Source organism: Cohnella hashimotonis (assembly GCF_030014955.1).
Lineage (GTDB): Bacteria > Bacillota > Bacilli > Paenibacillales > Paenibacillaceae > Cohnella > Cohnella hashimotonis.
Genome location: NZ_JAGRPV010000001.1, coordinates 8,058,668 through 8,070,767 on the forward strand (window position 1 = coordinate 8,058,668; position 12,100 = coordinate 8,070,767).

Genomic DNA, 12,100 nt, shown 5'->3' on the forward strand with positions numbered 1-12,100 from the left:
CTCTCCTAACTGTTATGGTCTAATTAGACTAAAATTATTATATAGTCTAATTTAGACTACTGTCCATGAAGAGGGCTAGGTACAGAAAAACTTTGCGGAGAGTCTGGATTTATCAAAGCTCTATGTTAGACTCCAAAAACGCAAGATACTTTGGGTCGTCTTCTATAAAAATCTCAATGCCGGCGCCCATGTAAAAAAGCACTTGAAGGCCTTATCATAATTCTTCATACGATAATGGACATCCCCAATAGCGACATATATCCAGGTAGCGGCCTCCCATTCTCGATGATTTTCAGGCAATAAGCGGAGGGCGGCCAAATAGTTTTGCTTGGCGGCCTCAAGATTGCCTGTCTTCGCTAAATCATCGCCTTGCTCACATAGTGCCCTGATTGAGGAATAAGTGGAATCTGAGCGCCCTCCAAACCCATGGGCGACCGGAATCGTGTGGTGCGCTCAGATGTGGGAGCCGCCTCCGTCGGATTCATGTAATATACATGGAGCTTATTGAATTTTTGTGTCATTAAATATCACAAAATAATCCACTATTTTCATATAATATCGATAAAAGTTATGAATATTCTAAAGTTTCATTGACTATCAAAGGTTATATTGTTATATTCCCTTACATACAGAGGAGGGAATAATACATAATGAGTAAATTAAAACGTCTGCGTAAAGGTAAAAAGCAAGTGATAGCTGCTTCAATCGCGTTATCCGTTATCGCAACGGGCGTGTATCCGTTTCAATCCGCAGATGCCTTAACGCGGGTTACCTCGGAGAGCGGCACGGTATGGGAGATTCACGATGCTTTTGCCCCTAGCTTAGACACGGGAAGCTTACGTACGGTCGGTACGACGCAAGTACAAGGCTTCGGCAATATCTTTGTTAAAGTGTCATCGCCCTCAGCTTCGCTCATGAATGGTCAGATGATGCGCGGGTTTAACTTGTCCTATGACGGCGTTAATAAATTTGTTTCCACGCAATCTGTAAATCTGGGAAATATATTGATCACCCGCGAGGTTTACGTTGATACCAAAAATAACAGAACGAGATTCTTTGATACTTTCACGAATACAAATAACGTGGCCGTGAAGGTTGATGTCTCTTTCGGTGGCTCATTAGGTTATGGTACGACAACAAATGCCGCAGTCGTAAAGGCAACCTCTTCGCACGATCTCCAGGTCACGACGGATGATTCATGGGTTGTTGTCGACAGCACCGCTAGAAATAATAAGCCGCTAGGTATCGCAGTCGGATCTCCGGATCCATTCGATAATGGATTAACCGGATTAGGCGACCAGCAAAAGGATCCATTTACGACGCCGTTAGCCGAATCCGGAAATGAAGCGAATTTCTATGGATTTATTAATACCTTACATATTGAGCCGGGCCAGTCGAAGTCTCTCGTCAATTATGTGCAAGTCGGAGAAACCGGTGAAGAAGGGTTAAATAATCTGGTTGCTACGCTGGATGGACTTAACGGTCAGCTGGATGTAGCCGGATTAAGCAACGCGCAAATTCGTTCGATTAGCAACTGGGATATTTCCGGCATCGAGGGACTTGATACGGGAGATCAGCTGAATATTCCAAATGCGCCTGCAGCCAATCAATTCGTAACTTCATCCCCCTATGACGTTACCAATAAATCGATTGCAGAAATGCAGCAGGATATGATCAATGGCAGGGCCACTTCCGTACAAATTACGCAAGCCTATCTGGATCGAATTAAGGCATACGATATGGGTCAATTAGGATTTCATGCTTTCCTGCATGTATCGGAGACCGCACTTAGCCAAGCACAAGCGGCTGACATTGCTCGCGCACAAGGTGCAAAAGGCGACTTGCTGGGAATTCCAATTGCGATAAAAGATATTTATGATACGAAGGATATGCCGACGACAGGCGGCAGCAAAGCGCTCGAGGGCTGGCAGCCTGAATCCGATGCCTTCCAAGTCAATAAGCTGCGGGAAGCCGGAGCCGTCATTATCGGTAAGGTAAACACATCCGAGTTTGCGAATAGCGGCAGCTTTAGCGAGAGTGGCTGGCAGCAAACATGGAACGCGCTGTACCCATCCAAAACATCGTTTGGCTCGAGCGGCGGGTCCGCAGTATCGGTTGCGGCTGATTTTGCGGCAGCGGCAATGGGATCGCAAACAGGGGTATCTCTCTATGCGCCGACTACAGGCGCCAGCCTGAAGAGCTTCCGCGGTACGGACGGGATGGCAAGCACGACGGGCGTGATTCCGCTCACTTGGGGACAAGATTATGCAGGTCCGATTGCTAAAACGGTAACGGATCTGGCTATTATGTTGAATGCGACAACGGGTACGGATCCAAAGGATATTTTCACAGTGACTGCCGATGCAGATAACAAACGTCCAGTCGACTGGAAGGAATCTTTAGACGTTAATGCCCTGCAAGGAAAGAAAATCGGATATATTCCTTCGTCCTTTGTATCTACCTATGCTGACGATGATACTGGACAAGCCGTCATGGATAAGTTCTCGCAGCTTCAAGCAGCCGGCGCGACCATGGTTGAGATGTCGGCATTACCGGCAGCGCCTACTCGTCCTTCGGGTATTAACGGATCTACGGAGGGTTGGGCACGTTATATTGAGCTTCATAAAGATTTCCCTTACATCGATGGAGCAAGCGTATTAGCTTCGGATAAGGTGCTTATCTATAATAAAAGAGATTATACGGCACCTACCCGTATGACAGAACAGGCTGTACAAGATTACATTAAGTATCGAACGGACTATAAGGAAGTTATTAAAGGCTGGATGGACGCGAACGGTGTCGATGCCGTCGTTTACGCAGGTTTTATTAGCGACGTATATAACAATGATGCAGCCGCCTCCCAATTAAGCTCCGACCGCGGCACGGGCGTATTGACGTCTAATGTCGGTCTGCCTACGGTAGTTGTTCCCGTAGGGACGAACGATAGCGGATATTCGATCTCTATGCAGCTTGTAGGCAGAGCATGGGATGATGCAAAGGTTCTAGGCATGGGCTATGCGCTTGAACAACAAACGAAAGCCAGATTGCTCTCCTCGTTTGTACCGGCGCTTCCATACGTTTCAAGCAATCCGGGTCCAATCATTGATAACGGACCAACGCCCCCGGTTAAAGAAGAGCCTGTGACGCCTCCGGAAACAACGACGCCTCCGGAAGAGCCGGAAGTTGTCCGTTTCACGGATGTAACGAATCATTGGGCTAAAGCAAGCATTGACGTTCTTATTGCTAAGGGCTTACTAACGGGTTATGCCGACGGAACATTCCGTCCAAACTCGGGATTGACGCGTGCCGAAGCGATTAAGGTCATTGCCTCTTACATGGGACTTGAAGGGAAAGAAAGTACCTTTGCGGACGTATCTTCGACGCATTGGGCGAATAAGTTTATCGGCGCGACTGCCGAAGCGGGCTTGATGACCGGATACAGCGACGGAACATTCCGTCCGGACGAGAAGATGAGTCGCAGCGAGTTAGCGGCACTCATTGCCAGAGCCTTTAAGTTAACGGGTGCCGGTCAAACGTCATTCAAAGATGTTAAAGGCAATGCATGGTCGTATGAATACATTGATGCGCTCGCATCCAATAAGATTATTACAGGCTACACAGACAATATGTTCAAGCCTGAACAAGGAATTACCAGAGCGGAGTTTGCGACAATCATTGCCAGATTGATAGAAACAAAGGCATAAAAGCGACAAAAAAGAGATTTAGAATCGTTGATTCTAAATCTCTTTTTGTTATGCGCCTCGATTGCGCCCCTGCGACAATTTACAACCTCGATAACCTCTTCGCAAGCCGTTCAAGGATTTGTTTTTGTTCTTTCCGCCAGCTTCGCAATCGACTCCATGTCTTGATCGGTTAATAGCGTGAGGAAATATTTTTGTATGGCCTTAGCGACGATGGGACGGGCTTCATCCAATGCCGTTTGTCCGGCAGGCGTGATGATGACTTGGACACCGCGATCCGTATCGATTGGTTTCCTCGTCACAAGCCCGCGCTTTTCCATCCGCGTCAGATGATGCGACAATCGACTCTTATCCCAGTCCATCGAGTCGGCTAATTCCTGTTGACGAAGAGTCCCGTTCCCCGAGAGGACCAGCCGATCCAGTACGCCGTAATCGCCCTCCGATAGCCCTGTTTGCTCGGACAGCTCTTTGATCACGCGACCAAATATGCGCTGAAATGAGCCCTTCCATAAATGCCATATTCGCATTTCCGCTTCGTTTAACTCGTATTTGTCCATAGAAAGATCATAGCATGGTTGACGTGTCAACTTCAATGTGCTACCTTTATTTTAGTTGACATGTCAACCTAGGCTTTAGGTGGCTTATTCTGCTCAGCAATGCGAAAAGGAGTGTGTTTCGATGCAAGAGATGCAACAGAAACCAAAGGAAGATCGTCCGGTAAGCAAGCCGTTCACAGAAGCTGCCGACATTCCCGTCAGCGATCCCACCCCTGTCATGACCTTCAGTCCTGTCGAGCTGTCGACGCCAGACCGTATGGTGAATTTGCAGATTAAGGTCTCTGTGCCCTCGAAGGGAGACGACCTGCCCGTCATTCTCTTGTCCCATGGCCACGGGCCTTCGAACTTCATCTCGTCCCTGCACGGCTACGGCCCCCTCGCGCACTTCTGGGCGGCTCACGGTTTTGTCGTGATCCAGCCCACTCACTTGGACGCGAAGATGCTGGGCCTGCGTGAGTCCGACAACCCGGAGGCACCGTTGTATTGGCGTTCCCGAGCCGAGGATATGCGCTGCATCCTCGATCATCTGGACCAGATCGAGGATACGGTTCCAGGACTCGGCGGGCGCCTTGACCGGAGCCGAATCGCCGCTGTCGGTCATTCTTTGGGCGGACATACGGTAGGCCTGTTGTGTGGTCAGAAGGTTACGGATCCGATCGACGGTACGGAAGTATATCTGGCCGATCCCCGGATCAAGGCGGGGGTACTGATGGCTGCGCCAGGCAAAGGTGAGGACCTCGCCGCGTTTGCGACCGAGCGCTACCCCGTCTTGGGAACAACAAACTTCGCCACAATGACAACGCCGGCCCTCGTGATCGTCGGCGAAAACGACTGGAACCCTGCGTTCTCCGATCGAAAGGATTGGCGCGCCGATGCGTACTTCCAGAGTCCCGGACCCAAAAGCTTGTTAACTTTGTTCGGAGCGGAGCACGGACTAGGCGGGATCGCCGCCTTCGACGCAAAGGAAACGACGGACGAAAACCCTGAGCGCGTGGCTGCGCTGCGGGCGCTCGTCTGGTCCTATCTCCGCACCGCGCTCTACCCTGAAGACTCCGCCTGGCCTACCGCGTGTGCCGCGTTAACGAATACGGCTAATCCGGTAGGGATGATCCATTGCAAATAAACGCTTCAAGCACGATGCGTGCAATGTCGCGCGACAGCAGAGGCTGAGAAGTTCGATCAAAATAGGGCCACCCAATGGGGTGGCCCTAAATTCTGCCGTTAATTGTTGTTCGCGATCCAGTCGGCGATATCTGCAATCACTTGCGGATCCACGCTGCCCGGAATCTTATATTCGGCTGCGGTGCCTTCCCCGCTGCCGCTATAATTTACGAAAAAGTGGTTTAATCCGGGGTATAGCTTCAAAACTGCGTTTGGCTTATCTTTCAAGGCTTCCTGCCAGATCACATAATCTTTGTCGGCATATACCTGGAAGTCGTCGCTTCCCTGCAGCACCATGATCGACTTATTCGATGCGGCTACCAGCTCTCCGGTATCGTGGATGTCCATATCGCGGAGATAATAAGCCGGCACGCCGAAGACGGATTGGCCGAGCGCTTCCTCTTCCGGCATGCGCTTGATGCTTGCTGCCTTGCGCAGCTCGTCAGCTAACCATGCCGCGTTCGCTGCCTTGGCCGGATCGCTGTCGTCCATCGCATCGACAGCGGCTTTATTCTGATCGTGGATGAGCGCCCATAGGGAGCGAGTCGTGCCTGCCATGATGACTAAGCCGGCGAAATCTCCGCCTTCCGCATCGATTCTGGGAGCCATCATGCCGCCAAGACTGTGCCCGATCACATAGACTTGGGAGGCGTTTATGCGCTTGTCTTTCTTGAGCAGCCGAGAGGCTGCGATCGCATCGTCGATCGTTTCTTCCTTGACTGTGAATTTCGCCAGCATCTCGGGGGTGAAGCTGCTCGCATACGCCAACGTTCTTTTCTCGTAACGAAGAACGGCGATGCCCTGCTCCGCCAGTCCCCACGCGATATCGCGAAATGGCTTGTAGCCGCCTACCGTTTCGTCCCGATCGCTTGGACCTGAGCCATGGACTAGAACCGCTGCCGGCAGAGGACCGTCGGCCCCTCTAGGCATCGTTAAAGTCCCCTTCAGCGGATAGGCCGTTCCCTCGCCGATCACGACCTCCTCCTCTACTAATTGAGACGGCAGCTCTTTCTCGATTGGCGGGGCGGAGCTTGCAATGACTGCCTCGTTAAGGTTGGCATTGTATGACGTATACAGACCGAGCACCGACTGGAAGAAGGCAAGCGGAACATATGCGCGACCCTGCTTCAGCACCGCATTCTTTCCGAACGAGAGCGGACCTTTTCCATTGACGGCGGCGCTGTTGCCTCCGATTTTAAACGTAATTGTAGCGGTGGGTACGAGGAGCTCAATTTCCTTTTCGGCTGCCCGGTATACGGTTTTCATTCCTAAAGCGTCGGCCGCAGCACGCACAGGAATCATCACTTCATTGTGATCCAGGTAGGGCTGCGCATCCGTAAAGGAGATGGCTTTACCTTCAAGAAGCACCTTGATGGCGTTAGCGGATGCATCGACCGAGAATGTCGTCAGAGGAACGATAAGCGCAACGAACAGTAAGAGCGTCTTTTTCATGAACGAACCGCCTTTCCATTGAATGAATTTATTAGGATTGAGCTTTGCGCATGTAGAGCATATAAGAATAGGCGAAGGGAACCAAGGAGCTGACCAAGACACACGTAATTAAGACGGGCATGATCCATGCTGAAGCGATAATCCACGCACTGATAAACATGACGATACCCGCGATAAACCACAATCTCGCCGATAAACGATGAGTCAGCTTCCAATTATGCTCATCCATCAGCGCCCAGGGTGTTTTTATGCCAAAAAAGAAGTTGCTGCGGAGCTGTCCCATTCGATTCCCGATCACAATCCACAGCAGCCCCAGGCCGCCCAACACCAAGTGAAGAGTGGGTACGTTGTAATCTAAGTTTACAAAAATAACGACAAGCAGGATGGCTTGGAGGAACAGGCTGACGGCCCAACGCGTCAAGTAATAATAATCATTGAAAAATCTATAATTTTGACGGCGTGGATCGATGGTTCTCAGGAGAGACAGTACGGCAGGCAATGCCACCGTGATAATGCCGTTGAATAGCCAGAAGAACGGCTTCGACATGGAGCCGTCTTGCTCCCCTTGACCATTGAAGTGAGTGCCTACCTCTGCGGGAAGATCATCGTTAAAGAGGATGAACATAACGACAAAGATCAAGGCATTGATGCCCAGCAGCAACCAATCCTTGCCGGACCACGCAAGCTTCTCTTGCGTGTACTCATGTTTATTCATTAGGAAGAACCTCCTTTGGATCCGATCATGCCGAGAAACCAGCCCATGGCCTCCTGCATGACGGACAAATTGATGGAATAAATCATATTCTGGCCTTGCCGCTCATCCTGAACGAGACGGGCTTGCTTCAAAATGCCGAGGTGATGAGAGATGCTGGGCTTGGATATATCAAAATGACTGGCAATTTCCCCCGCGCTAAGATCCTTATCTTTAAGCAATTGGAGGATTTTTCTCCGAGTCGGATCGGACAACGCTTTGAAGGTGTCGTTCATGAAATGGCATAACATCCTTTCGTCGATTAAAAAATTCGATATTTAGATAAACTTCTAATCAACTTATATTTAGATGATAAGCTAAATCTTGAATAGATTCAAGCAAAAAACGCGCGAACCATTGTGGTTTTGCGCGTTTTATCTTGCCGAAATACGGCGTCAGGACGGAATGTTCATTGCCGTCTCTATGTTTTTCAGATCGAGCTGGACCTGCTCTGGCATATGATAGGGGTGATACAGGCCCCGCTCCATCATGTAGTTTGTTATCTTTTCATGGCAGTCGATCGCTTCGTCGAGCTGTTTTATCAACATTTGCTTGATTTCGGGGGTGGCGCATTCGGTTACGGCCATGGCGTAGTTTCTGACGCCGCTCTTGGCGTTCATCAGAAAATCCATCGCGATCACGTCGTCCGTCAGCGTATGAAGCCCTGTCATATGTTCTATTATTGGGTTCATGCTTTACCTCCTATATAGTCGCTTTAGACAGCACTCCGCCGAGCGCTTGAAGCTGCTGCTCCGATATCTGCACGTCTTGCTGCAAAATTTGCTTAAGCTCCGGGTCGGTTACCAGTGCTTGCATGGTTTTGGATTTGGTCATGCAAACGGTTTTGAACGCCGCCATTTCATGAACCTCCAGCATCTCATGCAAAGCGTAATTGGAGTTCATTCGAATTGTCCTCCCTGTATTTGCCCATATTCAGGGCTTCAAGATGACTTTAATGCAATTGTCCGTTTTCGTATCGAACTTCTCATAGCCTTGCTTGGCTTCGCTAAGCGGAATGACGTGCGTAACAATGTCTCCGGGGTCTACTTTGCCCGACGTAACCAGCTCGTACATATACGGCATGTAGTGAATGACCGGGGCTTGCCCGGAACGGATATTCACGTTGCGCTGCATGATGTCGCCGAGCGGGAATCCGTTATAGCGTCCGCCGTATACGCCGGTGACCTGGATGGTCCCGCCTTTGCGGACAGCCTGAGACGCAATGACAAACGCGCTCATGGTGCCGCCTTGCAGCTTCAAACCGCTGGCCAGATATTCAAGATCGCTCATCTTGCCGTCCATGCCTACCGCATCGATCACGACATCGGCGCCGCCCTTGGTCATTTCCTTGAGATGGTTGCCGATATTCTGATCCTGTTCGAAGTTGACGATCTCCACATGGTTCGTTCGCTTCGCATGCTGCAAGCGATAGTCGACATAATCGACGGCAATGACCCGCTTTGCGCCTTTAAGCCAGCAGAATTTCTGGGCGAGAAGTCCGACCGGGCCGCAGCCGAGCACGATGACCGTATCTCCAGTCTTGACGCTGGCGTTATCGACGCTCCAGAATGCCGTCGTCATGGCATCGGCGATCAAGCTAAGCTTTTCGTCGGGTTGTTCGCAGTTTTCGGGAATCTTGAAGTGGGTAAAATTCGCAAACGGTACGCGTAAGTACTCGGCCTGCCCGCCAGGATATCCGCCGGTCGTCCCGGAGTAGCCGAAATAGGCGCCCATATCCCCGTGTTCGTTCGAATTGTCGCATTGGCTTTCCAGCTGATTTTTGCAAAAAAAGCATTCTCCGCATGCAATGTTGAACGGGATGATCACGCGGTCGCCTTTCTTTACCTTGGTCACGCCAGGGCCTACTTCTTCTACGATCCCCATCGGTTCATGCCCGATGACATAGTTTTCCTGAAGGTTGGGGATCATCCCGTGAATGAGGTGAAGGTCCGAACCGCAAATGGCGGAACTGGTGATCTTTACGATCATATCGTCCGTTTTCTCGATCTTCGGATCCGGCACCTCTTTGACCACGACATTTTTAATCCCTTGATACGTTACCGCCTTCATGCTTTATGTCCTCCAATATGTTCATCTGGGGTACGATCGAACATCCCTTTACGCGACGTATCACCCGGGAACAAATTCATCTGCGCGATCATCGCCGTATTTTTCGCCGAAAGCTGGTCGAGTTGATACTGTTCGTTCAGCTCGTAAGGATGGAACCATTTTTTGCGAATCATGAGCTCCGTGATTTCCTGGTGCAGCGCAATCCCTTGCTTAAGATGATTGCGCAGCAGCGCTCTCACATCCGGAGAAGCGGTCTCCGTCAGGGCGACGGACAAATTTCTCACGCCTTCCTTGGCGCGAAGAAGGAAATCCATTGCGAAAGTCATATCCGCCATTTCCGGCATATTTAACGAATTAATCGGGTCTAAATAATCCGTATTCATTTGCGTTCCCCTTTTAATGAGTGATAGGTGTGGGGCTATTCGGAACAGGCGCTTGGAAAGGAACTCTTGCGTAGATGGCTTGCAGCTCGGCGATCTGTTGCGTGGATTGAATGACGTCTTTCTGCATCAACGCTTTCAGCTCTTGGTCAAAGACCAGGCCTTGCATCAGTTTTGACTTAGCGACGCAGAGCGTTTTAAAGTTTAACGCTTCATGCAGTTCCATCGATTCGTGCGGCGCTAGCGTGGTTGCATTCATTTTCATTGCGTAACGATCCTCTCCTCTCTTTCGTTCGAAATAGCTTTTCCTGAGTATTGAATCCTATACAAAATGGATTGCCCGGAATGTGGGGCCGAATATTCCCATGCAATCGTAGGAATATAAACAAAATCTCAACCGCATACTTCTTGCGGTATAAGTGATTGTCTTTGCTCAAGAAGGAGGAGTCACCTTGCCCAATGAAGACAAAATTGATCTGGCCACCGAAAATGCAAGAAAACCGGCGGAAAGTGCACTTCACTCGGTCGGCAATACGTTAGAGCAGCATACATCCAACGCGGTTTCTGAGGCGCAAACGGCTTTAAATCAGGCGATAAGCTCGATAAGCGAATCGAATGGGGCAACAAATTCACAAGCTTTGGAGACAGCCCGGCAGCAATTGACCCGAGCAGAGGAATTTTTAGATCAAGCGCAAACTTCGGCAAACGCATTACGACTGCCGGACGCCGATCCTCACCGCGTGGGCAAATGACCTGCTTGACGCTTGGACAAAAAAGAGCCTTCGATTCCACTGTAATAGTGGTTTCGAAGGCTTTTTCAGTCATATAAATAGGTGACAGCGGTTCGAACCAGTCGAGGAGGCGTTTATACAAGTGATGTTACCTAGTGAAAGGTACTTTGGTGAGTTGGAGGCGGTTTTTTTATTTAACGGAGCCATGCCTACAGGCGTTGCCGTTTCTGAAGCCGGGCGTATTTTCATTTGCTTTCCGAAATGGGGAGACGACGTTCAATTTACGGTGGCTGAAATCGTCCAAGATACCTTAGTGCCTTATCCTAGTTTGGAAGCTAATGCGGTAAGCCCATTGAACATAACTACGTCCTTTATTAGTGTCCAAAGTGCCTTTGCTGACGGAAAAGGTACGCTCTGGGTACTGGATACAGGTGCTCCTAATTTCTCGGAACCCATCAAAGGGGGAGCAAAGTTAGTCGCGGTCGATTTAAATTCAAATACAATAAGACGTGTATATACATTTACGGAAGATGTTGTCCTGCCGACCACTTATCTGAATGATGTCCGATTTGATTTTCGTGTCGGTCAAGCAGGTTATGCTTACATAACGGATTCGTCTTCCCGAGGGCCAGGAGCCATTATTGTCGTTGATTTAGAATCCGGTTATGCCTGGAGACGGTTAAACGGAGCCTGCGCGACTTCGCCCGATCTCTTTTTCTTACCGAAAGTGGAAGGCCAAATTCTGATGAATAGAAACAAGGACGGATCTACTTCGCCTTTTAGATTGGCATCCGATGGTATAGCGATTTCCCCGGACGGCAAGATGTTGTATTTTTGTCCGCTCTCCAGTCGTCATCTGTACGCCATTTCAACGGACGCTTTAAGAGACCGAGCGATACCGGATATGAATTTACAGTATCACGTGAAGTATTGGGGAGAAAAGGGCGCTTCGGATGGAATGATCACCGATGCCAAAGGAAACGTTTACGCTGGAGACTATGAAAACAATAGTATCCGAAAGATATTGCCGAATGGAATCATGGAAACCATCGCTCACGATCCGACAATTTTATGGCCGGATACTTTTTCTATCGGTCCGGATCGATACTTATATTTCATCGTAAACCAATTACATCGGCAGCCCAGATTTCATTATGGAAATGACCTGCGGCAGAAGCCTTATATTTTACTCCGTATGAAAATAGACGAACCAGCCGCGCCTGCCTTTTAGTAAATATTAAAGGGCACCGAATGTAGATTCTGTGCCCCGCTTTTTTTGTGCCTACGTTAGCTGACT

13 protein-coding genes and 1 pseudogene are annotated in these 12,100 nt (G+C 49.7%); 4 read left to right on the plus strand and 10 right to left on the minus strand.

Annotation, left to right across the window (positions count from 1 at the left end; all coding sequences use genetic code 11):
- Positions 1–112 precede the first annotated feature (112 nt).
- Positions 113–441: pseudogene (locus KB449_RS36675) on the minus strand (tetratricopeptide repeat protein).
- Between the two features lie 209 nt (positions 442–650).
- On the opposite strand from KB449_RS36675, the gene KB449_RS32170 reads away from it, so the two are divergent.
- The gene (locus tag KB449_RS32170) at positions 651–3,704 is read left to right on the plus strand and encodes an amidase family protein (RefSeq protein WP_282912244.1); all 3,054 of its coding nucleotides are present in this window, start codon (positions 651–653) and stop codon (positions 3,702–3,704) included.
- A 110-nt stretch (positions 3,705–3,814) separates the two neighbouring features.
- Here the strand turns inward: KB449_RS32170 and KB449_RS32175 are convergent, their stop codons facing one another.
- The gene (locus tag KB449_RS32175; RefSeq protein ID WP_282912245.1) at positions 3,815–4,258 is read right to left on the minus strand and encodes a MarR family winged helix-turn-helix transcriptional regulator; all 444 of its coding nucleotides are present in this window, start codon (positions 4,256–4,258) and stop codon (positions 3,815–3,817) included.
- A 121-nt stretch (positions 4,259–4,379) separates the two neighbouring features.
- Between KB449_RS32175 and KB449_RS32180 the strand changes: the two genes are divergently transcribed.
- On the plus strand, positions 4,380–5,381 hold the full coding sequence (locus KB449_RS32180) for an alpha/beta hydrolase family protein (protein ID WP_282912246.1): 1,002 nt from the start codon (positions 4,380–4,382) through the stop codon (positions 5,379–5,381).
- Positions 5,382–5,479: 98 nt separating this feature from the next.
- Here the strand turns inward: KB449_RS32180 and KB449_RS32185 are convergent, their stop codons facing one another.
- The 8 genes from KB449_RS32185 to KB449_RS32220 all read right to left on the minus strand — a co-directional run bounded on the left by KB449_RS32185 (position 5,480) and on the right by KB449_RS32220 (position 10,331).
- The gene (locus KB449_RS32185) at positions 5,480–6,871 is read right to left on the minus strand and encodes an alpha/beta hydrolase family protein (RefSeq protein WP_282912247.1); all 1,392 of its coding nucleotides are present in this window, start codon (positions 6,869–6,871) and stop codon (positions 5,480–5,482) included.
- A 31-nt stretch (positions 6,872–6,902) separates the two neighbouring features.
- A complete protein-coding gene (locus tag KB449_RS32190; protein WP_282912248.1) occupies positions 6,903–7,586 on the minus strand; it encodes an SdpI family protein in 684 nt (227 codons plus the stop codon).
- Positions 7,586–7,858 (minus strand): autorepressor SdpR family transcription factor, encoded by a 273-nt coding sequence (locus tag KB449_RS32195; protein ID WP_282912249.1) that lies wholly within the window; start codon positions 7,856–7,858, stop codon positions 7,586–7,588. The genes KB449_RS32190 and KB449_RS32195 overlap by 1 nt, the downstream gene beginning before the upstream one ends.
- Positions 7,859–8,017: 159 nt before the next feature.
- The gene (locus KB449_RS32200; protein WP_282912250.1) at positions 8,018–8,314 is read right to left on the minus strand and encodes a spore coat protein; all 297 of its coding nucleotides are present in this window, start codon (positions 8,312–8,314) and stop codon (positions 8,018–8,020) included.
- A gap of 10 nt (positions 8,315–8,324) precedes the next feature.
- Positions 8,325–8,525 (minus strand): hypothetical protein, encoded by a 201-nt coding sequence (locus KB449_RS32205; protein ID WP_282912251.1) that lies wholly within the window; start codon positions 8,523–8,525, stop codon positions 8,325–8,327.
- Positions 8,526–8,555: 30 nt separating this feature from the next.
- Positions 8,556–9,692, minus strand: a complete 1,137-nt coding sequence (locus KB449_RS32210) for a zinc-dependent alcohol dehydrogenase (protein ID WP_282912252.1) — start codon at positions 9,690–9,692, stop codon at positions 8,556–8,558.
- Complete coding sequence (locus KB449_RS32215) at positions 9,689–10,075, minus strand: spore coat protein (RefSeq protein WP_282912253.1); 387 nt, start codon at positions 10,073–10,075, stop codon at positions 9,689–9,691. Before KB449_RS32215 ends, KB449_RS32210 begins: the two co-directional genes overlap by 4 nt.
- A gap of 13 nt (positions 10,076–10,088) precedes the next feature.
- Entirely contained in the window at positions 10,089–10,331 is a 243-nt protein-coding gene (locus tag KB449_RS32220) for a spore gernimation protein GerQ (protein ID WP_282912960.1), read from the minus strand.
- A gap of 193 nt (positions 10,332–10,524) precedes the next feature.
- On the opposite strand from KB449_RS32220, the gene KB449_RS32225 reads away from it, so the two are divergent.
- Both KB449_RS32225 and KB449_RS32230 read left to right on the plus strand, forming a co-directional pair.
- Positions 10,525–10,824, plus strand: coding sequence for a hypothetical protein (locus KB449_RS32225; protein WP_282912254.1), 300 nt, complete (start codon positions 10,525–10,527; stop codon positions 10,822–10,824).
- A gap of 115 nt (positions 10,825–10,939) precedes the next feature.
- The gene (locus KB449_RS32230; RefSeq protein ID WP_282912961.1) at positions 10,940–12,034 is read left to right on the plus strand and encodes an L-dopachrome tautomerase-related protein; all 1,095 of its coding nucleotides are present in this window, start codon (positions 10,940–10,942) and stop codon (positions 12,032–12,034) included.
- The last annotated feature ends 66 nt before the right edge of the window (positions 12,035–12,100 follow it).

Excerpts from the sequence above, each read along its gene's own strand:
- KB449_RS32200 (WP_282912250.1), bottom strand. The coding sequence starts at position 8,314 with ATGAACCCAATAATAGAACATATGACAGGGCTTCATACGCTGACGGAC.
- KB449_RS32170 (WP_282912244.1), top strand. The coding sequence starts at position 651 with ATGAGTAAATTAAAACGTCTGCGTAAAGGTAAAAAGCAAGTGATAGCT.
- KB449_RS32215 (WP_282912253.1), bottom strand. The coding sequence starts at position 10,075 with ATGAATACGGATTATTTAGACCCGATTAATTCGTTAAATATGCCGGAA.
- KB449_RS32175 (WP_282912245.1), bottom strand. The coding sequence starts at position 4,258 with ATGGACAAATACGAGTTAAACGAAGCGGAAATGCGAATATGGCATTTA.
- KB449_RS32180 (WP_282912246.1), top strand. The coding sequence starts at position 4,380 with ATGCAAGAGATGCAACAGAAACCAAAGGAAGATCGTCCGGTAAGCAAG.
- KB449_RS32195 (WP_282912249.1), bottom strand. The coding sequence starts at position 7,858 with ATGAACGACACCTTCAAAGCGTTGTCCGATCCGACTCGGAGAAAAATC.
- KB449_RS32210 (WP_282912252.1), bottom strand. The coding sequence starts at position 9,692 with ATGAAGGCGGTAACGTATCAAGGGATTAAAAATGTCGTGGTCAAAGAG.
- KB449_RS32190 (WP_282912248.1), bottom strand. The coding sequence starts at position 7,586 with ATGAATAAACATGAGTACACGCAAGAGAAGCTTGCGTGGTCCGGCAAG.
- KB449_RS32205 (WP_282912251.1), bottom strand. The coding sequence starts at position 8,525 with ATGAACTCCAATTACGCTTTGCATGAGATGCTGGAGGTTCATGAAATG.
- KB449_RS32185 (WP_282912247.1), bottom strand. The coding sequence starts at position 6,871 with ATGAAAAAGACGCTCTTACTGTTCGTTGCGCTTATCGTTCCTCTGACG.
- KB449_RS32220 (WP_282912960.1), bottom strand. The coding sequence starts at position 10,331 with ATGAATGCAACCACGCTAGCGCCGCACGAATCGATGGAACTGCATGAA.